The organism is Dyella caseinilytica (assembly GCF_016865235.1).
Taxonomy (GTDB): Bacteria; Pseudomonadota; Gammaproteobacteria; order Xanthomonadales; family Rhodanobacteraceae; genus Dyella_B; species Dyella_B caseinilytica.
In genome coordinates this window covers 2,555,980-2,580,841 of the sequence record NZ_CP064030.1, presented here as the reverse complement: position 1 = coordinate 2,580,841, position 24,862 = coordinate 2,555,980, and the positions used below count along the sequence as shown (strand labels likewise).

The window sequence follows — 24,862 nt, the reverse complement described above, 5'->3', positions numbered from 1 at the left end:
GCAGGTATGCGGCAGTTTTTTGCGTCCATGTCCAATCGCGCGCGCCTTGCGTTCGCCATAGGAATTTTGCTGATCGCTGGCATCGTCGGCGTGGCGTCGTGGTGGATCATGCATCCACCTTATGGCGTGTTGTTTCGCGACCTGCGTGAATCCGATGCGGCGGAAATCAGCACCGCGCTTGACCAGATGCAGGTGCCCTACCACCTGGCCGACGATGGCAAAACCATCATGGTGCCGGATGCTCAGGTTTACGAAACGCGCATGAAGCTCGTCTCGCAGGGTGTTCCCAAGGGTGGCAGCGTCGGTTTTGAGCTATTCAAGGATTCCGACTACGGGGTGACCGAGTTCGCGCAGAAGATCAACTTCCAGCGTGCGCTGCAGGGTGAGCTGGAACGAACCATTTCAGCACTGGATGAAGTGGCTTCTGCGCGGGTGCATTTGACCATTCGACGCACGGATCTGTTTGCGCCCGACCAGGACCCGTCCAAAGCATCGGTCACCTTGAATCTGCGTCCGGGCAAGCATTTGGATGCGCGTGAGGTGGTGGGCATTCAGCGCTTGGTCGCCTCTGCGGTGGACGGCCTTGCGCCAGAAGCAGTCGTGGTGCTTGATGACAAGGGCATGGTGTTGTCCGGGTATTCGGCAGAAGGGCAGAACGGTGCACTCAATTCCGATGGCCTGGATGCGCAGACTCAGATGGAAAATCAGCTACGCGCTCGGGTGGGCGAGTTGCTGCATCGTGTTTTGCGTACGGACAATTTCACTGTTTCGGTGGACGTCAGTCTCAATTACGACCATGTGAAACAGGTTCGCGAGCAACTGATTGCGCAGGGCAAGGATGGCAACGGCTTGCTGGTGCACGAAAAAGTCAACGCCACCGGTCACGGTGCTGACGATTCCGATCCTGACCATGCCAAGAGTGGCTCCACCAGCAGTGATCGTGAAGTGGAATACGCGCATGGTCGCGAGCAGGAAGAGGTCGACGAGGCGCCTGGTCGGATCGGCCGCATTTCGGTCGGTATCGTCATTCCGGCGGTGTTGCCACCGAGCGAGATCAGCAAGCTGAATGATGTGGTCTCGGCGGCGCTTGGGCTCGATGCATCGCGCGGCGACAAGGTCGATATTGCAGCCATTGCGCCACCCGAGCCTGTTAGCACCGTCGCAGCCAATACGGATGGTTCAGCGGTATCGCGTCTCGATGCCACCGCAACCAATGCTTCTGCGACGGACGAAACCACCACTTCCTCTGTGGTGGCGAGCAAGTACTGGTGGATCTATCCGGTTATTGCTGCGCTGGTGCTAGTACTCGTTGGGTCTTTGTTGATGGCTACTCGCACGGCGACGCCGCGCCGTCTGACCATGTCCGAGCGCGAAGCGGCGTTGCTTCGCCTTCGTCAGTGGATTGAAACGACCGAGGTGGAACGGTGAATTCGGCCGGCACCCGCAAAGCGGCCCTGGCGCTTGCCACCATGCATCCGGCAGATCGCCGCTGGGTTCTCGCACGCCTACCGGAAGCGTGGCGCAGTGCGCTTAATCCCCTCATCAATGAGGCGCAGCGTTACACCACACTCGATGCTGAGCTGTTGCAGGCGGTGCTTGCGGACGAGCCTACTTATCTGGCGCGCGAAGTGCCGCCGCCGGACGTGCTCATTGTGGTACTAGACCGCCTATCGCCGCCTTGGGCTGCGCGAGTGCTGGCCGCTGCAGCACCGGATCACGCCGATATCTATCTTGCTGCCTGTGAAAAAACACGCGCACATGCCGTTCGGCATGAGCTCAGTCGCATGCCTGATCCATTCCCATCTGCTTTGGCGGATTCGCTGGCGCGCTATCTGGACAGCGCTGCGCCATCCGCTCGTGCCGGGGCTGCGCCATGATCCGTCGCTTGCCGCATGAAGGGTTGCTCGAAAGCATTACGCCGCGTTCAGTCAATGGTGGCCGAGTCGCCCATGTGGTGTTGCAAGAAGAGGTAACGCAGGCCGACGAACAGGATGCGCAGGCCTATCGGCAAGGTTACGCGGAAGGTTTCCAGGCCGGTGAGCAGGATGGGCGACGCGAAGCCGAGCACTATCAACAATCCTGGGAACAGGACATCAAGCAAGGGCTGGAAGAGGAATACCGTGCGCTGGTCCAGGAGCGAGAAAATCTCGCCGTGCTCGTTACAAGCCTGAACGAACAGTTGCACACTCAGGGTGAAGCCATGGAGCAGCTCGCCTTTGAGTTGGCTTTGGCCAGCCTCGCGCGCGCATTTGGTCTTGCACAGGGTGATGGCGAGTTGCTTCAGCGCCTGTGCCAGCAGATGGCCGATGAATATCGCGGCAAAGTGGTAAGGCTGGAAGTCTCAGCCGCCGACCGGGCCCATTTGCCTGAGCAAATAGACGGGCTTGAAATTCATGTCGAACACGGTCTGTTGCATGGCGAATGCCGGATTGTGACAGCTCGCGGCTACGCGGAAAGTTCCATCGCTTCGCGTCTGGACGCGATTCATCACAGCATGCTCGAAGCCGTTGGGGTGATCCGCTCATGAGCACGGTGGGGGCCCTCGATCGCTTTACTGCGGCGCTGGAGCGTAAAGCTCTGACTCGCGAGTACGGCCATCTCCTTGGCTTCAATGGCCTGGTTATCGAGGCCAGCGGGCCGGACGTGAAAATCGGTGAGTTGTGCGAAATCGATGGTCATGCGCCAGGTCAGAAAGTAAACGCGGAAGTCGTTGGCTTCCGCGACGGGAAAGTATTGCTGATGCCGTTTGGTCATCTCCGCGGCATCGCAGCGGGAGCGCGGGTCCGATCATTGGGGCGTGCTTTGCGTGTGCCGGTGGCGCGAGCCATGATCGGTCGCGTCATGGATGCTTTCGGTGAGCCGCTGGATGGCGGGCCGGCGATCATTGCCGAGGCTTATCGTGAAGTTCAGCCTGCACCGATCAATCCCCTGCGTAGGGTTCCCTTGGATCAGCCACTGGAAACCGGCGTTTGTGCGATCGATGGCGTCATGCCAATCGCAAAAGGCCAGCGTGTCGGCGTGTTCGCCGGCAGCGGTGTGGGTAAAAGCACCTTGCTCGGGATGATGGCGCGCCACGTCAAAGCTGATGTGGTGGTCGTGGGCATGATCGGCGAACGTGGTCGTGAAGTCGGTGATTTTCTGCAGGAGTCTTTAGGTGTGGAGGGGCGCCGGCGTTCGGTGATGATGGTCGCCACGGCCGATCAGTCCGCGTTGGTGCGCACGCATGCTGTGCATGCTGCCCATGCGGTAGCTGAGTACTTTCGCGACATGGGCCTGGATGTTCTGTTGATTGTCGATTCGATTACGCGTTTTGCCATGGCGCAGCGTGAGGTTGGTCTGGCGGTAGGCGAACCGCCTACCTCGCGCGGCTATCCGCCCTCCGTTTTCAACCTCCTTCCTCAGATTCTTGAGCGAGGTGGGCGTGTGCGCGACGGCGGTTCCATTTCGGCGATCTACAGTGTGCTGGTGGAGGGCGACGATATGAATGAGCCCGTCGCTGACCACATGCGCGCGATTCTGGATGGTCACGTTGTTCTGTCGCGAGAATTGGCCAGTCGAGGCCAGCTTCCGGCCATTGATCTCCTGTCCAGTGTCAGTCGACTGATATCGCGCGTCGCCGATGCGCGACACCAGCAGCTTTCGACGCGCATCAAGTCGATCATTTCGACGTATGAATCCTCGCGCGACTTGGTGGATATGGGGGCTTACCAGGCAGGTACGAATCTTGCGTTGGACGAAGCCATTGCCTTGCACCCTAAATTGATCGATTGCTTGAAGCAGACGCCATCTCAATCGACGCCGCTGCATGAAACCGTTGAACGATTGGAGAAAGTGCTGGCTGCCAAAGCGGGAGGAGGCGTATGAACTCGCGCAAACGGCACGCCTACGCCGTGGCTTTGCGCATGGCCCAGGTGAAGGAGCTTCGCGCTCAGGTGGCGCTGGCCGGTGCCGTCGATAAGGAGACGGCAGCTCAGGAACATGTGAATACCGTTGAGGCCGCGCGGCAATCGTTAGCAAAGGCAAGCAATACTTGTGTTGTGGACGGGCGATCGATGGATCTTGCTCGTTATGAATTGCTTACGCGGCTCGATGCCGCGCTTTCTCATCGATGGAAGCTTGCTAACGATGCGCTTGACGATGCTGCCCAGCGGCGCATCGAAAGTGCATCTGAAAATGTTGTGGCCAAGCGTCACCGCGAATTGGTGGGCGAACATCTGGATAGTGCTGAGCTCGCGTGGATACAGTCGCGGGCGGCGAAGGCGCAGGAAGACGGTATCGAACTTTGGCTGGGAAGCCGGGAGGAAGCGTCATGACCAGTATCTTCAGCATCGATGCGACGTCTCAGACATGGCAACCTTTCAACAACGGTCAGTCACCTGCCAAAGATTTTGCGCACGAGTTGGCCAAGCGCGATGAGCAGGCCAAACCTGAGCAGGAGGATGTTGAGAAAGCGGGTCAGGACGACGAATTCGCTAATCAGCAGCGGTCAGGTATCGAGGAAACGATGCCGGGCGAGACCACGGCATCGATCAGTCAGGCCGGAACGATCGTTCAAGCTGAGACGTTGCAGCTTGAACAAGCGACCGTAACGCCAACCGGTGTAACGCAGGTTCTTCTTGGCGCACGTGTCTTCGGCTGGCACGCCATGGCGCAGGCTTATTTGTCGGAGTTGACCACGGCTGATGGCGATGCTGATCAACATGCGCTGTCGAAGGAGCAGGAGGCTTCTACCAGCACGACAACGATCGAAGATACGTTGGTGTCGGCTGAGAACGCGCCTGTGGACATGGTCGTGGCAGAAACGACTACGGCGGCGCCTCAGGCGGAGTACGTGGAGCCTGTGAAGACGCGCCAGGCATCGGAGGATACGGCCTCACCAAATATCACGGAGCTGGCGGCGACTGACACCGCGGCAAACAGCTATTGGTCGGAGCGTTCCATCCGTTTTACGCGTCAGCGTGATGGTTCCAGCATCGCTTGGTTGCGCGATTTTCGCATAAGCGATGCGGAAGCATCCCATCTCGTCCAATTCGTATTGAACGACGCCAAGGCCAAGGGCATGGCGTTGAGCAAAATCATGTTGAATGGCGGCGAAGTCTGGGTTTCGCCTACTAGTCATTAAGGAGAGAACGATGTCGGTTCAAGCGATCGGTAGCACATTGACGACGGCGAACTCTGCTTCGTTGCCCGATGACGGCGTCAGCGAACAGGATTTTATCCAGCTGTTCGTCAGCGAACTGCAATACCAGGATCCCACTCAGCCGCTGGACAACAGCCAGTTTCTGACCGAGCTCGCGCAGTTCGTGGGTATCGAGCAGCAAAGCGAGGAGGTCACAGGTATCAACAATCTCGCAACACTGGATTCCTCCGACCAAACGGTGGCCCTGCTGTCAAAAACCGTCCAGGTCAGCAATGCCGACGGCTCAACCACGACCGGCGAAGTCACTGGCATCCAGTACAGCACAAATGGCGTACAGCTAACGGTGACGCCATCCAGCGGCAGCGTCATGACCAACGTCAATCTCTCGCAAATCACGCTCGTAACGCCATAAGGAGCAAGCCATGGGCAGCAACATCCTGCAGGGGTTGTATACCAGCGTTTCCGGGCTCAACGCGTTCTCGGATGCTCTGGATACGATCAGCAACAATGTCAGCAACATGAATACACCGGGTTTTCGCGGTAGCGATTCTTTCTTCGAAAACATGATGGACGAGGACGGCACCGAAGTCGCCGGCACCGGCATCGATACCAGCGAAGGGGATATCGAGCAGACCAGCACTACCACGGACGCTGCTATTCAAGGTCAAGGGTTGTTCATCCTCAAGGATTCCGAAGGCAATCTGTATTACACGCGTGACGGTCAGTTCGAATTCAATTCATCCAACCAATTGGTGGATTCGGTTAACCAGTATCTCGTACAGGGGTACAGTTCCACCGGCAGCATGGGAAATATCGATATCAGTAATCTGCAGACGCTACCGGCGTCGGCGACGACCTCGGTAAACATGGTCGGCAATATCGTTACCGGCAGTTCGCCCTATACGGTCAGCGACGTCACAATCTACGACGCGCAGGGCACCTCCTATCAACTCACCGTTACGATGACCAGCGCAAGCAGTTCTACCACGCCGACCCCGACTGGCTCCCAGTCCTGGAACGTGGTGATTACCAATAGCAGCGACCAAACACTGGGAAGCGGCCAGGTCAGCTTCGACGGCACCGGTGCTCCGGAAGCCGGCGCCAATGAGGTAACCATGACCACCACCCTGGGTGGTCAATCGCAAAGTGTGGTGTTCAATTTCGGTACGGCGGGCAGCCTTAGTGGTGCGACGGATATTCCAGGCACTACGACCAATATTGCTGCGCAGGTGCAGAACGGCAACGGTGTCATCGGACTCTCCTCCCAAGCCTTCAACACGAGTGGTGTCCTGCAACTGACCTACGCGAACGGAACGACGAAAGCCGGTCCGCAACTAGCGCTTGCCTCGTTTGCCGATGAGAGTTCGCTGCAGACGGTCCAAGGCAATCTTTATCTGCCGCCTCCCGGCCAAACCGCTCAGATCGGTCAGCCCGGTAGCGGAAGTTTCGGACAGATCGAAGGCAGCAGCCTGGAAATGTCCAACGTGAACCTCACGCAGGAACTGGCGGACATGATCGTGCTCCAGCGCGGCTATCAGGCGAGTTCGCAGGTGATGAACGTTGCCAGCGAGATGCTGCAGCAACTCTACAGTTCTGTGCAGGGTAACTGATCCATGGTGAAAGACGTTCGCTTCGGCTGGCTCGGGGAAACCCGTCGTGAAGCACTGCACGCATTGCTTGCCGCGCAGGTCAATGACTGGGCGCGGGAGTGGTGGATCGGTTCGGCCGATGGTGCCATCGAGGTGCAGCCGTTGGAAAGCATCGCCGGACATGACAAGCGCAGCCTGCCTTTGTTGTCATCGCACGAGGCGGGTTCGCTTGCCGTCCATCTAGGCGCCAAGGATTTTGATGCCATCGGGCGATTCCTGGCCGGCACCAGCAGCGACGCTGACTCCGAACTCGCTTATCGCATTGGCGAGGATGCGCTGAAAGATCTGGCTGCGCGCATTCAGCGCCGCGCCGGGATAGGCAAGGCAAGCGGCGTTGCCCGCGGCACCGCGTCGCTAAGCCTTGAGCGTGCGAGCCTTGGTGCTTTCGGCGTATCGGTGTCGATCGGTCGTCTGCAGATGGAATTGGCGATCGATCGTCAGATGGCAGATCGCCTCGCGCCGCCTGCCGTTGCTGGGAGCGCCAATCTGGTTTCGCGACAGAGTGCTATCCAGCATGCACCTCTTCGCGTGGTCGCGATGATGGATTTTGGTTCGGTCGATCTCGCGCATCTTTCTGATCTCAGCGTTGGCGAAATACTTGTGGGAGATCGCAAATTGGATGAGGCCTTGCAGATTCATCTGGAAGGCCATGGCGCAGTCGCCTCAGGTTATCTGCGGCGTCTGGGCGAGCAGCGTGCCGTCGTAGTGGACGGTCTAAAACCGCAGGAGAACAGCAGTCATGAATGAAATCGTCGTCGCTCCCATTCAACTGGAAGAGGCCGCCTATGAGCCAACAGGCGGCGATCCGCTGATTCGGCGCAATCTGGCCATGCTGGGCCACGTCAATGTGCGGCTTAATGTCGTGTTGGGCGCTGCAGAACTCAATGTCGAAAAGCTCTTCGGGCTGACCAAGGGTGACACGGTAGCCTTGGATACTGATCTCGATGCACCGGTGACCTTGCAGTTGGACGGTAAGCCCATTGCGCGGGGGCAATTGATTGCCGCGGGTGATTGCTTTGGCCTGAAGATTACCGAGATCCTGTGAGCTTGCGATTCCTCAGAATGGATGGCAGACGAAATCTTCTCCGGGCCGCATTAATGGCGCCGGCTATCCCTTATCGCACTGATGCGCCGGTATCGGCGGGAACCTTCGCGACTGCGTTGTTGGTTACTCTGTGCCTGATAACCCTGCTTGTCTTCGTACTGATCTTCATCCGTCGACGCGGGTGGCTCTCATTGCCGATGGTTGCACGCAACACGCCGTCGCAAGAGCTCATTCAACTGCGCGGTTCGCGTCGCTTGAGCATGACGACCACGGCTTATGTGGTGAGCTATGGCAGCCACACCTACATGATTGTTGAAAGTAGTCGTGGTGCGCAGGCTGCGATCACCCGTATCGATCCGGATCAGCAAGGCGAGGGTGCGCCATGAAGTCTGGCAAGGTCTTGCTGCCGCTGCTGTTGCTTATGGGGTTATTGCTGCCCGTTTCAGGGTGGTGTGCCGATCCGTTTCAAGACGCGATTGCGCGTGCGTCCAGCGAGGATTATTCGCCCATCCTGCGTTCGTTCCTCCTGTTATCACTGCTCTCGTTCATTCCCTTGATGGTGATAGCGCTGACATCGTTCACGCGCATCGTCGTGGTGCTTTCGCTGGTGCGCAGCGCATTAGGATTGCAGCAGACACCGCCCAATAGCGTATTGCTGACGTTGGCGATGTTTTTGACGCTGTTTTCTATGAGTCCGGTATTCCAGAGCGCGAAGCAGGCGGGTCTGGATCCTTATCTGCACAATGAAATACCGATACAGACTGCGATGTCCCGCGCTTTCGAGCCATTCAAGCTCTTTATGATCCGGCAGACACGCGAAGACGACTTGCTTGCTGTCGTGCGCATGGCCAAGGTGCCGACCCCGAAGTCCGTGGAGGACATCGGTGCATTGCAACTGATCCCGGCATTCATGTTGAGCGAATTGCGAACCGCATTTCAGATCGGGTTCGTGATCTTTCTGCCATTTTTGCTGATCGACCTGGTCGTGGCGGCCATCTTGATGGCGCTAGGTATGATCATGTTGCCGCCGACCACGATCAGCCTGCCGCTGAAAATCCTGCTGTTCCTGCTCATCAATGGCTGGACCCTGTTGGCACAGGCCTTGTTGAGCGGGTATCACACCTGATTGCAGGCATCGTCAACGTGGATAGCGACGAGCAAGTCTTGTGGCTACGCTGGCGTCAGGCGCGAACTCCTGACGTTCGCGACGCGTTGATCGTTCATTACTCGCCGTGGGCAAGACAGGTTGCGCGCGACGTTTTCATGCGTGTCTACCTGATGCGTGACGCCTGGCATGATTGCGTGCAGAACGCGTTGATGGGCCTGATGGAAGCAATCGAACGTTTTGATCCGGACCGCGGTGTGGCTTTTCAGCCCTTTGCACGGCTTCGCGTGCGCGGTGCCGTGTTCGACGGCCTGCGTGTATTGCGCAATGTGCATCTGGAGCTGGGCTACGATGCGGCTCATCGATCGGCGTTGGCGAAGGATCGCGCGGAATCTCTTCACGAAGAGGGTTATGAAGACCCGCTCGAAGCATTTATTGCCACCACCGTAGGGTTAGGTATCGGCTTCTTGCTGGACATGCAGTCGATGCCCAGCCATATGCAATCTGCCGATGCCTATGCAGCATTGGAAAAGGCGGAGCTGAGCGCTGCCGTGTCGGAAAGTCTCGATCAGCTTGCCGAGCGCGAGCGCGCCATCGTGGTCTTGCATTATTACCACCAACTTTCCTTCGTGGACATTGCCGAGCAATTGGGCGTGACCAAAGGGCGCATTTCCCAGTTGCACAAGCGTGCGCTTGAGAACTTGCGATGTCGCTTACGCGAGCGGGTGATGACGGAATGTTAGGCGGCGACGCTAAGCTTCGTTGACATGACGTCAGTCCTATGAAGGTAGTGATTCATATCGATATAAATCAAAAAATGGCTTCTACCCCTAAACTTTTTCTGAAAATCCCAGATTAGTACTCCTAGGAGGGGCTGCCGTGGTGGCATGCCCTGTATTCGGGAGCGGGACGATGGTCGCAGTGATCAGTGGTAACGGTCTGGGTCTTGGCAACACCTCACTGACACAACTGGGCCAAACGCAAGGCGGGTCACCACAACTGGGGCAGGCGGCCAACAGCAGCTACGTCAACACGGCCACCGGCAACCTGGTGCTGCAAAGCGCCGACGAAGGCCTCTTGTTCGACGGCCTGCCGCTCAACGTACTGCGCACCTACAACAGCCTGGGCCAGCTGAGCGGCAACGGCTGGAGCTACGGCTTCAGCCGCAACCTCAACGGCCTGACCGGCACCGTCAACACCGCCGGCAGCACCATCACGCGCACCGATGATGATGGCTCCAGCGTCGTCTACACCTACAACGCCACGCTGGGCGAGTACGTCAGCACCGACCAGAGCGGGGCGGTCGACACCCTGAGCTATAACGCCACCAGCGCCAGCTGGACCTGGACCGACGCGGCCGACAGCCAACAGGAAACCTACAACGCCAACGGCCAGCTCACCGCGTTGACCGATACGGCCACCGGCGCGAGCTACAGCTTCAGCTACAGCAACGGCCAGCTCAGCCAGATCGTGGCCGGTGACGGCGACACCCTGATCTTCGGCTACAACACCAGCAACCAGCTGATCAGCCTGTCGATCCAGGAAGTGCCGCCGGGCCAGACGAGTGCCGTGACGCGCCAAGCCGTCACCTACGGCTACGACAGCCAGGGCCGCCTCAGTACGGTCACCACCAGCCTGGGCTCCGATACCGACAGCACCACGGCCAGTTACACCACCACCTACACCTACCAGGGCACCACGGACCTGGTGGCGTCAGTGACACAGAGCGACGGCACCACGGTCAGCTACACCTACACCGAGGATGCGCAAGGCGTGTACCAGGTGACCGGTGTCACCACCGGCAGCGGTGCGGCGGCGCAAAGCGTCACCCTGAGCTACGGCACCGACAGCACCACCGTCACCGACGGCCTGGGCAACGTCACCCAATACCAGACGAACGCCGCGGGCGAACTGACCTCGGTGATCGCCCCGGCCGTCAACGGCGTATCGCCCACCACCACCTATACCTACGACACCAGCGGCAACCTGCTGACCAGCACCGATCCGGATGGGGCGGTGACGAGTTACAGCTACGACGCCAACGGCAACCTGTTGAGTGTCGAAGACGGCGCGGGCAACACGGTCAGCTACACGTATAACGCCAACGACCAGGTCACCAGCAAGACCACGTACACGGTGCCGGCGCAAGGCGAAGTGGGGCAGAGCGGGTATGTCGCGCCCAGCGGCGCGCAGACGACCTATTACGTCTACACCGCCAACGATCAACTGGCGTACACCGTCGATCCGCTGGGCAACGTCAGCGAGAACGACTACATCACGGTCAACGGGCTGAGCGAGTTGACCACCAGTCGTCAGTACCTCGGTGCTACCTACAGCACGAGCAGCAACAGCAATAGCCCCAGCAGCCCACCGACCCTGGCCGAGCTGCAGGCGTGGGTGCAGAGCGGCGCGGTGCAGAGCACGCTCAGCCAGAGCACGCGCACCGACTACACCTACGATGCACGCGGTCAGCTGGCCACCCAAACGCAGTACGACACGGTTAACAGCAGCGGTGTGGGCGTGGTCGATGCCGGCACGGTGATCACCACGACCACCTACAGTGCCCAAGGCCAGTTGCTGCAAACCAGCACGGAAACGGGCGCAGACTTCACGACGTTGCAAACGACCAGCTACGCCTACGACGGACTGGGCCGGGTGATCAGCAAGACGGATCCGCTTGGCAACGTCACCAGCTATGTCTACACCGACAGTGCCAACACGATTGCCATCACCCAGGCCAACGGACTCACCACGACCCAGGTGCGCAACAGCGCCGGGTTGCTCGTTAGCAGCACGCAGTCGGGGACGGAGCAAACCAGCGAGGTCAGTAGCTACCTGTATAACGCCGATGGCGAGCAGATTGCTGCGATCGATCCAGATGGCAACGTCACGTATACGTTCTATAACGCTGATGGTGAGGTAACGGGCACGGTCGATGGTGCCGGCCACGTCACCGCTTACACCTACGATGCCGATGGCCATGTGCTCAGCACCACCCAGTACGCCACACCCATCGCGTCGTCGACATTGAGTGGTTGGCTCAGCAACGGCGCGCTGACCAGCAGCTATCCGGCGAGCCTGCCGATCCCGGCCAGCACCGCCAACGACCGCATCACCACGTCGATCTACAACGCGGCAGGCGAGGTGGTGGCCACCATCGACCCGGCTGGTAATGTCACCACCACCAGCTACAACGGTGCTGGCGAGGTGCTGTCCACCACGCAGTACGCCACGCCGCTCTCCAGCACCTTGCGCAGTGCGCTGGGCAGCGCTCCCACGCTAACCGAACTGCAAAATGATCTCAGCAGCAACGCTGCCAACCGCACTGCACTCACCATCTATGATGCCGACGGCCATGCGGTGGCGACCATCGATGCGTCGGGTTATGTCACCGTCACCACATACAACGCGGCCGGCGATGCCGCGCTGAGCACAGCGTATGCGACAGCGCTCACCCCCAGCCAGTTGAGCAACTTGGGCGACACGCCGACGCTTGCGGTGCTGCAGGCAGACCTCACGGCCAGCGCACAGGATCAGACTGCACGCACGTACTACGACGGTGATGGTCGCGTGGTGGCCAGCATCGATGCGGACGGCTATCTCACTACCACGGCGTACGACGAGACGACCAACACCGTCACGACGACGCGCTACGCCACCGCACTGACCAGCACGCAGCTCGCCGCGCTCACCGGCACGGAAACCGTCGCCACCCTGGTCGGTCTGCTCGGCGGCAACACCGCCAACGAAACCAGCAGCGCCACCACCAACGCCGATGGCCAGGTGGTGAGCAAGACCGCGGTGGACGGCACCGTGACGACGTACACGTACAACGCCGCCGGCCAAGTGCTCAGCACCACCGTCACGCCGACCAGTGGACAAGGTGCCGCGCGCACCACCAGCGCCACCTACGACGCCTTCGGTGACGAACTCACGGCGACCGACGCCGCAGGCAAGACCACTACGTATCAGTACAACGTGCTTGGCCAGCAGGTCGAAGCGACCGATCCGGACGGCAACAGCATCTGGTCCTACTACGACGCGGACGGCACGCTGCTGTACACGATCCAGGGCCAGCCCAGCGGTAGCACGCTCAATGCCCAGGGCAATGTCACCGCCTACGCCTACAACGCTTTTGGCGAAGTGGTGAGCACGACCACCTATGCCGCGCCGCTCACGCTGATCACCAGCGGCACGAACAGCGGCACCACCATCGATCCGACCGGCGCCACGGTCGTGCAGGTGGCCAGTGCGATCGCGGCACTCAGCGCGATCAGCGGTGATGCCAACGCCACCACCAGCACCACCTACACGCTGGATGGCCAGGTGGCCACGGTGACCAATGGTGACGGTTATCAAACCGCGAGCACCTATGGCGCCTTCGGCGACGTGCTCTCGGTGCAGCAGCAGCTGAGCCAGCCGGGCAGTGCACTCAGCAGCACGAACAGCACGCTGACCGACTACACCTACGACAATCGCGGCGAGCAGTTGAGTGAGACCGACGGCGTGGGCAGCAGCGTGGCCCGCACCACGTCCATCACCTACGATGCCTTCGGCCGCGTCACCAGCACCACCGATGGCAATGGCAACACCCTCACGTATAGCTACGACAACCTCGGCCGCCAAGTCAGCACCAGCCAGACCGTGCAGGGCAGCGCACGCACCACCCAGACCACCTACGACGCCTTCGGCCATGTGCTGACCCAAACCGATGCGCTGGGTAACACCACCACGTACAGCTACAACGTCGCCACCCACACCACCACGTTGACCACCCCCGACGGCCTCACCACCACCACGGTGAAGGACGCCTACGGCGACACGGTGAGCGTGACCGATGCCGGCGGCAACACCACGACGTACACCTACGATGCCGATGGCCGCCTGCTCACCACCACCACGCCGCTGGGTGAGGTCAGCACGGACCAATACGACGCCGACGGCGATCTGATCCAGACGACCGATGCCACCGGTCATGTGGTCACGTATACCTATAACGCCAGCGGTAAGGTGCTCACCCAGACGGTCGATCCGAACGGCCTGAACCTCACTACGAGCTATCGCTACGACGCGCAGGGCCGCACCCTCAGCATCACCGATCCCACCGGCGCGGTGACCACCACCACCTACGACGCCGACGGCAACCAGCTCACGCAGACCAATGCTGTGGGTGATGTGACCAGCTACACCTACGACGGTGACGGCAAAACGCTCACCGTCACCACCGGTGCGGGCACCAGCGCGGCCGTCACCACGCAATACGTCTATGACAATCTGGAACGCCTCAGCCAGACCATCGTCAATCCCGGCTCGCTCAATCTCACGTCCAGTTACAGCTACGACGCCAACAACAACCTGATCGCCAGCACCGATGCCAACGGCAACGTCACCCGCTATGTGTATGACCAGGCCGACGAGAAGATCTTCACGATCGATCCGACCGGCGCGGTCACGCAATCCACCTACGATGCCGATGGCCGTCTGACTGCCACGCGCACGTATGCGACCACGCTCACCGCCAGCCAACTGAGTGCGCTAGGCAGCACGCCCACGATCGCGGCCGTCACCGCTGATCTCACGACAAGCCCTTCCGACAGTTACACCCAAAGCGTGTACAACGCCGACGGCCAGGTGATCTACACGCTGAGCGGCACCACGCTCAACGTCACCCAATACACCTACAACAACGCCGGACAAGTCACGCAAACGCGCCAGGTCGCCACGGCGCTGTCCAGTACCAACGTGAGCCAAACCGCGACATCATCCGCGATCGCCAGCCTGGTGACGACCAGCGCCAACGACCTGGTCACCACCACCGTCTACAACGCTGACGGCGAAGCGGTGTACACGATCAACGGCGACGGTGCGGTCACGCAAACCACCTACGACGCCGCCGGTCGCATCACCCAGACCACGGCTTACGCCACCGAACTGACCCCTGCGCAGTTGGCCAGCCTGGGCAGCACGCCGACCACGGCGCAAGTGGCCGCACTGATCACCCCCAGCGCCAACGATCGCCGTACGACGACCAGTTACGACACTGCCGGCCGCGCGGTGGATACGATCAATGCGCTCGGCACCGTCACGCAAACTACCTACGACGCGGACGGCCGTGTCACCAGCACGCACGTCTACGCGACGGCCCTTACGACCAGCCAGCTGACGAGTCTTGGTGCGAATCCCACGCCCGCGCAGATCAGCGCATTGGTCACGGCCGGCAGCGCTGATCAAGTGAGCTACACCGTGTATGACGCGGCGGGCGAGCCGCGCTACAGCATCGACCCGATGGGCTACGTGAAGGAAACCCGTTACAACGCGGCAGGGCAGGTGATCGAAACGCTGGCCTACGCCAACGCGATCAGTACCGCGAGTGAAACGAGCGCGTTGCAAGCGGGTACGGCGCTCAGTTGGGTCAGCGGCCAGGTCGGCGGCACCAGTGGCACGAACCCTGATAGCAGCGCCGAAGCGACGCTGACGCTGTACGACGCCGCCGGCCGTCAAGTCTTCACGGTGCAGCAGAACGACGGCGGCACCGTCGGGCAGGTCACCGGCTACAGCTACGACGCGAACGGTAATGTCACCAGCCAGACGGCTTATGGCAGCACGCTGGCGTTGAGCACCAGCGAATCACTGAGTGCCCAGCTGACCACCGCCAGCGTCACCAGCGCTGTCGCGAGCATCACCCATGAGGAAACCACCACCACGGTGTACGACGGTGATAACCGCGCGCTCTACACCATCAATGCGCTGGGCAATGTCGCGCAAAACAGCTACGACGGTGTGGGTCGCCTGATCGAAACGCAGCAATACGCCACCCCGATTACGCTGCCGGCCACCATCAACGCCAGCACGATCGCCGCGGCAGTGACCGCGGCGGGTGGCGGCACCGGCGAGCGCCTCACCAGCACCACCTACAACAGCCAGGGCCAGGTGCTGACCACCAGCGATGCGCAGGGTGTAAATGCCACGTACACCTACAACACGCTCGATCAGAAGATCAGTGATACCAACCGCGATGGTGATACCTCGCATTACAGCTACGACAGCGCGGGGCGCCTGATCCAGACGCAGAGTCCGCCGGTGACGGTAGGCAGCTACAACACCAGTACCGGCACACTGCAATCAAGCACGAGCCAGTACCTCTACACCACGAATACCTACGATGCCTTCGGCGATGTGCTTAGCACCAGCCAGGGCTATGGGACGAGCACCAGCAGCATCACCAACGCGTCGACCACGACGTACGTCTACGACGCGCTGGGCCACACCCTGCAGACCACCAATGCCCTGGGTCACAGCACCAGCACGATCTACAACGCGCTGGGCCAGGCAGTGGTCAGCACGGATGCCAACGGCAATCACAGCTACAGCGTATACAACGCCGACGGGCAGCTGATCGACAGCGTCGACGGCAATGGGTACGTCACCGCCACGACGTATGACGCCTACGGCAACGTGCTCACCACCACCCAGTACGCCACCGCGCTCAGCACCAGCGCGATCACCGGTTGGAGTGCAGGCGAGCCGCTTACCGCAGCACAACTGCAGCAGGGCCTGGTCACCTCCAGCAGCGATCGCACCACGACGACGACGTACAACGAGCTCAACCAGAAGACCCAGGTGGTTCAACCCACGATCAGCTACGTGCTGTCGATGGGCCCACTGGCCGGCAGTGTTACCACGGGTTCGCCGACGACGACCTACACCTACGACGCCTATGGCAACGTCATCAGCACCGCGCAACTGGTGCAGGGCGCGCTGACCTCCGGCAGCACCACCAGCCCGGCGATCTGGGAAACCAGCTATACCTACTACGACGCGCTCAATCGTGCGGTGATGGTCGTGACGCCGACCGGCAGCACCAGCAACCCGCAAGGTTACGTCACCACCACCAGCTACACGACGTTTGGTCAGGTCAGCAGCAGCACGCAGTACGCGCAGGCGATCAGCACCAGTGGTATCACGACCACCACGCCGCCGGCGTTGCCGGGGGCGGCGACCCAGGTCAGCGGTGCCAACCGTGTCACCACTTATACCTACGATGCGATCGGGCGGGTCAGCACCGAAGTCGACGCCGGTGGTTATAACGCCAACACCGGTTACACCACCAACAACATTGGGATCAGTTACACCTACAACGGTGAAAACCAGGTTCTCACCAAAACCGTCAACGGTGCCACCACCACCACGCAGTACGACGCGCTGGGCCGCGTCATCAGCGTCACCGCGCCCGCGCGTGAGGCGCTGGTGAGCAACTGGCAATCGATTCTGGAAAATACGCCGTCCGACGATCTGACCACATCCTCGCTGTATACCTCGGTCAGTCCGGTCACGACGTATGTCTACGACGCGCTAGGCGATACGGTCAGCACCACCGTGTCAGGTGGCGGCCTCACCCAGCAGAGTTACGGTGTCTACAACGCGCTGGGCGAGCAGACCGAAAGCATCGACGCCGATGGCAACGTGCACAACACCACCTACGATGCTAACGGCAACGTGCTCACCACGAGCTACCTGCTCACGGCCGGCGTCACGGTCACCACGACAAATACCTACGACGCGGATAACCAGCTGCTCAGCACGGCGGTCCAGCGCAGCAATGCGACCACCAACGATAGTTACACGCAGCAGAAATACAACGCGTTTGGTGAAGCGATTGCCAAAGGCGACGGCAATGCAAGCGGTGCGAATGGCGGCTACGAAGCTCTCTACACCTACAACAACGCCGGTCAGCAGACCAGCTCGCCCAATACCACCACCGGCGCCATCCATACCTACGCCTACGACCTGGTCGGCAACCTGGTGCTCGATACCAGCACGGTCACCGGCAGTAGCGCCACGGCGTATACCGAGAACACCTACAACCTCGGTAACCAGGCCATCACGCAACTGACGCCAACGACGAACGCGGCCACCGGCGAGAACAGCGGCGCTGTGAGCAAGAGCTATGACCGCTGGGGCAACGTGATCTCCGAAACCGATGCCAACGGCAACGTCACCACCTACCAGTACGACAGCCAGAATCACCTGATCGAGGAAACCGAAGCCGATGTGCTGGTGGTTTCCGCCACGGGTGTGTACACCTGGACCCAGCCGACCGAGACATGGGCCTACAATGTCAATGGTGAGTTGACGCAGAGCACGGACGCCAACGGCAACGTCACCACTTACAGTTACGACGCGGCGGGCAATCAGACCGTGGTCGAGGACGGCACCGACGCCATCACGTATACCGGCTACGACGCGCTGGGCCGCGCGGTGGCCACTGAAACACCGCCGGTGCAGAACAGCGCCAGCACCACCGTCAACAACATCACCACCACCACCTACAACAATCTCAACCAGGTCACGGGGCAGGGCTACTTCCAGCCCAACAGCGGCGGTACGGCGCGAACACAGGTGGCGCAAGAAACCTACGTACTCAATGCCAACGGCGATCGCCTCCAGACCACCGATGCGCTCGGCAATACCATCACGTATACCTACGACAGCCAGCACCGGGTGTTGACCAGCACCACGCCGCTCAACGAAACCACCACCTACGTTTACGACATCAACGGCAACCTGATCCACGAAACCGATGCCGATGGCAATACGCAAAGCTGGGTGTACAACTATTTTGGTCAAGTGCAGAGTCACGTCGATGAAAGTAACGCGACCTACACCTACACCTACGATGCCAACTCGGGGTTGTTGACCCAGGAAACCAGCAACTGGAATGGCACGTCCACGCCCAGTGCGATCACCTCCACGCTCACCTACAGCTACGAGGCCGGCGGCCAAATGGCCGGGTTGACCGAAGTGGTGGGAACGGGAAGCAGCGCGGTCACCTCCACCTACGGGTACGATTACGACGCGAACGGTAATGAAACGCTGGAGACGGCGAGCACCAAGGACGGTGGCGGTAATTCGGTGGATACGCAAACCGTGATCACTTACGACACGCATAACCGGATCGAGGAGGTCACCGTCGAGAACATTTCCGGCAGTACGCCGGTGGCCACGATGCGCACCGCGTACGTGTATGACGCCGACGGCAATCGTCGTGCCGTGTTTGCCAGCAGCGCCTACGACACCGATGGCGTGGCGGCCACGGCGATACCGTTGGACAACAACCCCGCCACTAACATCACCGTACCGACGCTCAACACCGCGCTCGCCAACCAAACGGTTACACAGAGTGGTACCGGCTTTGCAGCGTTGAGTTACAGCGTGGCCGGCAACTTTACCGATCCCCTCGGCATGGGGCTGACCTATACGGCCACGGGTTTGCCGAATTGGCTGAGCATCAACAGCAGCACTGGCACGGTCAGCGGCACACCGCCCGTGCCCACTGCACCCACCAGTTACACCATCACCGTGACGGCGATGGATGTGCTGGGCAACAGCGTGAGTGACAGTTTTACGGTGACGGTGCCGACGTTGGCGCCGGTGTTCAACAGCACACCCGCTGCGCAGACTGCGCAACCGGGTGCGGCGTGGAGCTATGTTGCGCCCGCCGCCACGGATCTGAACGGCTATGGCGTGACGTACAGCGCCAGCGGCATGCCTCCGGGCATCAGCTTTAATGCCGCCACGCGCACCTTCAGCGGTACGCCCACCACCGGCGGCCCCTACACGGTGACCTATACCGCCACACCCAGTACGGGTTCAGCCACCTCGACCACCTTCACCATCACCGTGCCGAATGTGGCACCGGTGTTTAGCGGCAGTGCCAGCACACAAACCCTGCAGCCGGGCGCCAGCTTGAGTTACCAGGCGCCCGCGGCCACCGACGCCAACGGTTATAGCATCACCTACAGTGCCAGCGGATTGCCCGGCGGGATCAGCTTTAATGCGTCCACGCGCACGTTCAGTGGTTCGTTGACCACCAATGGCATGTACACGGTGACGTATACGGCGACCTCCAGCGCAGGCACGGCGGTGTCGCAGACGTTCGACATCACGGTGCCTGCCGTCACGCCGGTGTTCTCTAGCGGTATGGCCAATCAAACCGCCATGACGACCGTGGCGATGACGTCGTACACCGCGCCAGCGGCCACGGATGCCAATGGCGCCAGCATCACGTACAGCGCGAGCGGCATGCCATCGGGCGTCAGCTTCAATGCCTCGACACGCGTCTTCAGCGGCACGCCGAGCACGGCGGGCACCTACACCATTACTTACAAGGCAACGGCCAGCACCGGGACCGTGGCATCCGCGACATTTACGATCACGGTGAACGCGGCGTCGCCGCCGACCTACAACAGCGGCAGCATTGGCACGATCTCGCTTACAGCGGCTCAGAATTGGTTTATGCCGAGTAACGCCTTCAGCAATCCTACGGGGCGAGCACTCACGTATACCATGACCACCAATCCGAACACTCCACCTGGCAATTTTCCGGACTTCATGACGTTTAACAGTACGACCGGTGAGATCAGTTGTCCTTCATCGGCACCGGACGTTGTGGCGTCCCCGCTGCAGGCAGGCGTGGCATCGCCGATGCAGGCGCCACCAGGAGGAGGCGGGTCGCATGAAGTCACCGAGTACTTCTATCCCTTGTTAACGGCGACTGATCCCGTCGATGGCCTGTCGGTGTCGATAAGTGTGACCATTGCGTATTCGTATATGTCGGATAGCGACGCGGTGTCAGCCAGCTCGGTGGCGCAAGCGGCAACACCTTCCCCCGCGCCGTCGGCGGCCGTAACCGCCACGCCGGCGGCGACGCCTGCTCCGTCGTCCACCCCCAACGTGCAGGCCGACTGGTTCACCTACGACGCTGACAGCCGCGTATTGGTTGCCGACGGCTCATTGCAGAATGCAGGGCAGTCCAACGCGCAGATCGTCATCAACGACACCAACACCAACTCTGGCGAGAACACCTACGACGCGGCCGGTGACGTCATTCAATACACCTCGCTCAACAGCTCCAATGCACAAACGATCCAAAAGAACTACTACACCGCCCAGGGTCAGCTCACGACGGTGTACAGCACGGCACCCAGTGGCACCACCTTCGGTGAATACGAAAGCCGCAGCTATGACTTGGACGGCCGTCTAACTCAGGATGTCATTTTCAATGCGCCCGGCAGTACGGAAGCGGCCGACAATAGCAGCGGCACCCTGGTGACCTACAGCGATGCCGGCTGGGTGCGCACGGACACCGTCTACACGTATAACGCCGACGGTGAACTGGCCGATCAAAGCGAATATGCCGAAGACTCCGCGCAGAATCTGATCAACGCCTACGGCAGCAACGTCGACACCAGTATCTACGAGAGTGAAGACCAGTCCGCGCCAACCAGTCTGCCCACCGTCGGTGCCGCGATGGATGGCTCGGCGCTGTATCTATACAGCGAGAACAGCTACACCGCATCAACCGGCTATGGCTACGATGCCGACGGCAGTGTACTGGGCTACCACACCATCACCGGTTCCAGCGGCACCATCCTCAACGCCGATCCTACTGGCGGCACGGTGGGCTACCAGAACACCTACGTCGAACAGAACGGCCTGTTGCTAAGTACGACCATACAAGTGCCAACGTCGGGCAGCAACACCGTTACCACCAGCAATACCTACAACGATTTGGGCGAACTGGCCGCCACCACCGGCCTCGTCAATGGTGCCACCCAAACTCAGGATCTGGCCTATACCGCGGGTGGTCAGATCCTGCAGAAGAGCGCGACCAGCAACGGCACCACTACGACTACGTATTACGAATCGGTCAACGAGCAACAACTAGGTAGCACCACCACGGCCGGCGCCATCAACGTGCTTAGCACCACCGGCGGCTACAGCAACAGCACCACCGGCACGCAAAGCTATACCGTGCAGGCGGGCGACACGCTGCAATCCCTGGCGCAGGAGATCTACGGCGACAGCAACTACTACTACATCCTGGCGCAGGCCAATGGTCTGTCACCCACCGCCACGCTGACCGCCGGCATGGTGCTGCACATCCCGCAGGTCACCACTGCCGCCAACGCCTACAACACCTACCAGCCGTATTCGGCAAGTAACGCCGTCAGCGGCAGTGCGGCAGGACTGGAGACGTTGGCCGACATGGTTGCCCTGTCGATCGATGCGATGTTCAACCAACAGTCGGCCATTGCGCAGACGGTGGCACAAATCGAGGCGCAAGAGCAGCAAGCCGCACAGGCACAGGAGCAGGCGGAGCAAGCGGCAACGAATCTCTCGCAGCAGGCGAAGGCGAAGAATGCCGCCCAACAGGCGGTGACCACAGCAGCGCAAGCCGTGGAAACCGCCCAGGTACAGGCTGCGGCGGCCGAGCAAGCGGCAGTGAACGCCCAGCAGCAGGCAGCCGACGCGCAGGCCGATGCTGCTACCGCCAAGGCGGGCGAGCAACAAGCGCAAGCTGCCCTTGAGAATGCCGAGCCGGATGCTTTCCTGGCCGCCCTAGGCAAGGAGCAAGGCATCAACGAGATCGCCACGCACGGTACCGCGCAGGCGGCGTTGAACGCTTATTACGTCGAAATGGAGAGCAACGAACAGCGTCTTATTTTTGACCGTTATGGTGGGCTGGGAGGCCCCGTCGGCGGTATTAGTCTGGATATCAGTTATGAGAGTCCGGATATGGCGTACAGCAGTCTCCCGCCACCCGGTACTACTACTTATTCATCGCAGTATTACACCCTCCCTTCGGGCGGTGGCGTCACCAACGACAATAGCGCTGCCAACGGCAGTGGCAATAGCGGCAGCAGCGGCAGTAGCTCAGGCAGTGGGACCTCCGGCGGCAGTAATGATCCGGATATGAGTTATCTGACGGGTGGCTGGGATGGTGACTTGTCGAACTACAGCCTCGCGACCGCCGGCACGGGGGTAGGCGACGGCGGCAGCGACTTGGACGACGGCGACTGGTGGAACAACCTCGGCGGGCTGTCGTCGCAGATCGATCCTGCCACGCTGGCCCAGTGGCAGGGGCTGGGCGATACCTACCAGAGCGACAGCACGCAGTACACCGATCTGGAAACGCAATACACCAACGACGAGACGTCGTACAACCTATTGAGTGGGACCGCCACACTAGACCAGTCGCTCTACCAGACGGCACAGACGGATGACGCGACCGCGCAGACGGACTATCAGACGGCGCAGGCGGACTACCAGACGGCGAACGACCAGGCGGCGCAGGCCAACGCCGATGTCCAGCAGGCGCAGGCCCAGGTGGCGCAGTCCGATGCGCAGCTCGGCCAGGAGAGCGATACGGGGGGTACGCTGCCTTCCATCGCCACGAGTGTGGATGTCAGTGGGGATCTGACGATACAGCCGACGGCGTTGAGTGTAAGTGATGGATCATCCGATGTGCTGGACAATATGCCGACGGTGGACGTCCCTGCCGATACTTCAGCATCGCTCGCGGGTGTAACGGGGAGTGCAGAGACCACAGCGTGGAGTGCTGGTCAGAGTTCGTCCACTTACTCATCGACGGGCAGCGTCCTGAGCACATCAACTCAGACCTACACGGATGCCAATGGTCAGCCAGGGCTCTACAACTCACAAACAGGTCAGTATGACTCTCTTAATGGCCTTGATGTGACCAATCTGGAGGGGCTGACGGTTACACCGTCAGGTAGTGGTGCCGTCGATGATTCAGGCGGTTCCAATGTCGATGTTGCTTTCAACCTTGGTGTTTCGTCACAGGATCCATACTCTTCGGGCAGTGCGCTCAATCCGCTGCCGAGCCTGACACTTCCGCCGGAGAGCACCCCTTCGGTGATTGATCCATTGACGGGGGATTATGGCCCAATGCCGACGGTGGAGGATTCGACCCCTTCGCTACTCGCTCAGCAGGCGCAACAGAATCAGCTTAATGGTTTGGGCCTGTTCCTGTATGGCACCAGCCTTCCATCGCTATTTGCTGGTGAATCAGAAGCGCCAGACGTGGTAACGTTGGACGCTAATGGGCAAGTTGTACCTAATCCTGTTGTTCCAAACGCGGGAGCTGCAGGAGGTGCTAACCCTGCAAACGCCGTCGAACTCTCACCGGTAACCGTTACTGCCAATGTTCCACCTGGGGCAGAGGGTGTGGAACTGCCTGCTCAGGGCTCGCTGTCAAACGTTGATGCTAGAAATTGGTATTTAAATCAAGAGTCACAAATTCCGAGCATGCTCGATACTTCCCAGTCGCTTGAAAACCAAGCTAATCAAGCGTGGGCGTTAAGAAATTACTTCCGCACGGGTGCGCGTGATGCCATGGCAGATCAGGATCTTGCCCAGCAACTAATGGAAACAAATCCCAATATGACTTGGGACCAGACGGTCCAGAAATACTCGGGACAATACTCGGGCGATGAGGTATGGCAACAAATTATCAATGCGTCGCAACGATCCAATCCTGGAGTCAACCAAAGCCTAGGTGTGACTCCACCTGGGAGCAATCCATGAACTTTTCTAAGCAAGACAACTGGGAAGATGTCTCTCGTTATGACCATGTTGACGTTGAGTGGTCGAAATGCCATCAAGGCGCCTTTGCTTATGAAGCAAAGGCGTCCTCTTCGGACTGGAAGTTGCGCATGAATAATTTTCCAGACGAGCCGCTCTTCACCTTATTCATTGATGCAAAGGAAGTATTGCATTTCAACGATTGGCCCAAGGCATGGAAGAGGCCGAAGTAGTGCGTTGACGTACTGCGTAAATGCCCTGAATTTTTGTTGTTCCAAACAGTGCAGTTGATGCGACGGCAGGTGGATCTGGATCTCCGTCGCAGTTGGTCAGTGGTCAAGCAGCCGAGGCTCAGCAGCTTGCAACGTTGAATTCAACAGGGAAGGTTCCTTTTACCCCAACGCCAGATCAAGTAAACAGCGCGGCGTTCCAGGTAATCGTAGGTCCAGCTCAGTACACGGCCAGTGGTGATCTGGTGAGTACGATTTACGATGGTTTGAATGCAGATGGTCTTGCAGAGATCAAGACTGGATCTA

General features: G+C 60.1%; 15 protein-coding genes. All 15 read left to right on the top strand.

Annotated elements, in window-relative coordinates; all coding sequences use genetic code 11:
- Positions 1-6 precede the first annotated feature (6 nt).
- Complete coding sequence (gene fliF, locus ISN74_RS11160; RefSeq protein WP_188801343.1) at positions 7-1,428, top strand: flagellar basal-body MS-ring/collar protein FliF; 1,422 nt, start codon at positions 7-9, stop codon at positions 1,426-1,428.
- A complete protein-coding gene (locus ISN74_RS11155) occupies positions 1,425-1,877 on the top strand; it encodes a hypothetical protein (RefSeq protein ID WP_188801345.1) in 453 nt (150 codons plus the stop codon). The genes fliF and ISN74_RS11155 overlap by 4 nt, the downstream gene beginning before the upstream one ends.
- Positions 1,874-2,527 (top strand): FliH/SctL family protein, encoded by a 654-nt coding sequence (locus tag ISN74_RS11150; RefSeq protein ID WP_188801347.1) that lies wholly within the window; start codon positions 1,874-1,876, stop codon positions 2,525-2,527. The genes ISN74_RS11155 and ISN74_RS11150 overlap by 4 nt, the downstream gene beginning before the upstream one ends.
- A complete protein-coding gene (locus ISN74_RS11145; protein ID WP_188801349.1) occupies positions 2,524-3,864 on the top strand; it encodes a FliI/YscN family ATPase in 1,341 nt (446 codons plus the stop codon). The genes ISN74_RS11150 and ISN74_RS11145 overlap by 4 nt, the downstream gene beginning before the upstream one ends.
- A gap of 38 nt (positions 3,865-3,902) precedes the next feature.
- Entirely contained in the window at positions 3,903-4,313 is a 411-nt protein-coding gene (locus ISN74_RS11140; RefSeq protein ID WP_188801351.1) for a hypothetical protein, read from the top strand.
- A complete protein-coding gene (locus ISN74_RS11135) occupies positions 4,310-5,122 on the top strand; it encodes a hypothetical protein (protein ID WP_188801352.1) in 813 nt (270 codons plus the stop codon). The genes ISN74_RS11140 and ISN74_RS11135 overlap by 4 nt, the downstream gene beginning before the upstream one ends.
- A gap of 10 nt (positions 5,123-5,132) precedes the next feature.
- The gene (locus ISN74_RS11130) at positions 5,133-5,552 is read left to right on the top strand and encodes a flagellar hook capping FlgD N-terminal domain-containing protein (protein WP_188801354.1); all 420 of its coding nucleotides are present in this window, start codon (positions 5,133-5,135) and stop codon (positions 5,550-5,552) included.
- Positions 5,553-5,562: 10 nt separating this feature from the next.
- Positions 5,563-6,750: a flagellar basal-body rod protein FlgF gene (flgF, locus tag ISN74_RS11125; RefSeq protein WP_229679410.1), complete on the top strand. Its 1,188-nt coding sequence runs from the start codon at positions 5,563-5,565 to the stop codon at positions 6,748-6,750.
- A 3-nt stretch (positions 6,751-6,753) separates the two neighbouring features.
- Entirely contained in the window at positions 6,754-7,536 is a 783-nt protein-coding gene (locus ISN74_RS11120; protein ID WP_188801356.1) for a hypothetical protein, read from the top strand.
- Complete coding sequence (locus ISN74_RS11115) at positions 7,529-7,834, top strand: FliM/FliN family flagellar motor switch protein (RefSeq protein WP_188801358.1); 306 nt, start codon at positions 7,529-7,531, stop codon at positions 7,832-7,834. Before ISN74_RS11120 ends, ISN74_RS11115 begins: the two co-directional genes overlap by 8 nt.
- A gap of 53 nt (positions 7,835-7,887) precedes the next feature.
- A complete protein-coding gene (locus ISN74_RS11110; RefSeq protein WP_188801361.1) occupies positions 7,888-8,220 on the top strand; it encodes a hypothetical protein in 333 nt (110 codons plus the stop codon).
- Complete coding sequence (fliP, locus tag ISN74_RS11105; RefSeq protein ID WP_188801362.1) at positions 8,217-8,960, top strand: flagellar type III secretion system pore protein FliP; 744 nt, start codon at positions 8,217-8,219, stop codon at positions 8,958-8,960. Before ISN74_RS11110 ends, fliP begins: the two co-directional genes overlap by 4 nt.
- A 17-nt stretch (positions 8,961-8,977) precedes the next feature.
- Complete coding sequence (locus tag ISN74_RS11100; protein WP_188801364.1) at positions 8,978-9,682, top strand: sigma-70 family RNA polymerase sigma factor; 705 nt, start codon at positions 8,978-8,980, stop codon at positions 9,680-9,682.
- A gap of 169 nt (positions 9,683-9,851) precedes the next feature.
- Complete coding sequence (locus ISN74_RS11095) at positions 9,852-24,329, top strand: DUF6531 domain-containing protein (RefSeq protein ID WP_203546593.1); 14,478 nt, start codon at positions 9,852-9,854, stop codon at positions 24,327-24,329.
- Positions 24,326-24,559, top strand: coding sequence for a hypothetical protein (locus ISN74_RS11090; protein ID WP_188801368.1), 234 nt, complete (start codon positions 24,326-24,328; stop codon positions 24,557-24,559). The genes ISN74_RS11095 and ISN74_RS11090 overlap by 4 nt, the downstream gene beginning before the upstream one ends.
- The last annotated feature ends 303 nt before the right edge of the window (positions 24,560-24,862 follow it).

Excerpts from the sequence above, each read along its gene's own strand:
- ISN74_RS11145 (WP_188801349.1), top strand. The coding sequence starts at position 2,524 with ATGAGCACGGTGGGGGCCCTCGATCGCTTTACTGCGGCGCTGGAGCGT.
- ISN74_RS11095 (WP_203546593.1), top strand. The coding sequence starts at position 9,852 with ATGGTCGCAGTGATCAGTGGTAACGGTCTGGGTCTTGGCAACACCTCA.
- flgF (WP_229679410.1), top strand. The coding sequence starts at position 5,563 with ATGGGCAGCAACATCCTGCAGGGGTTGTATACCAGCGTTTCCGGGCTC.
- ISN74_RS11090 (WP_188801368.1), top strand. The coding sequence starts at position 24,326 with ATGAACTTTTCTAAGCAAGACAACTGGGAAGATGTCTCTCGTTATGAC.
- ISN74_RS11120 (WP_188801356.1), top strand. The coding sequence starts at position 6,754 with ATGGTGAAAGACGTTCGCTTCGGCTGGCTCGGGGAAACCCGTCGTGAA.
- ISN74_RS11110 (WP_188801361.1), top strand. The coding sequence starts at position 7,888 with ATGGCGCCGGCTATCCCTTATCGCACTGATGCGCCGGTATCGGCGGGA.
- ISN74_RS11140 (WP_188801351.1), top strand. The coding sequence starts at position 3,903 with ATGGCCCAGGTGAAGGAGCTTCGCGCTCAGGTGGCGCTGGCCGGTGCC.
- ISN74_RS11115 (WP_188801358.1), top strand. The coding sequence starts at position 7,529 with ATGAATGAAATCGTCGTCGCTCCCATTCAACTGGAAGAGGCCGCCTAT.
- ISN74_RS11150 (WP_188801347.1), top strand. The coding sequence starts at position 1,874 with ATGATCCGTCGCTTGCCGCATGAAGGGTTGCTCGAAAGCATTACGCCG.
- ISN74_RS11130 (WP_188801354.1), top strand. The coding sequence starts at position 5,133 with ATGTCGGTTCAAGCGATCGGTAGCACATTGACGACGGCGAACTCTGCT.
- fliP (WP_188801362.1), top strand. The coding sequence starts at position 8,217 with ATGAAGTCTGGCAAGGTCTTGCTGCCGCTGCTGTTGCTTATGGGGTTA.
- ISN74_RS11135 (WP_188801352.1), top strand. The coding sequence starts at position 4,310 with ATGACCAGTATCTTCAGCATCGATGCGACGTCTCAGACATGGCAACCT.
- fliF (WP_188801343.1), top strand. The coding sequence starts at position 7 with ATGCGGCAGTTTTTTGCGTCCATGTCCAATCGCGCGCGCCTTGCGTTC.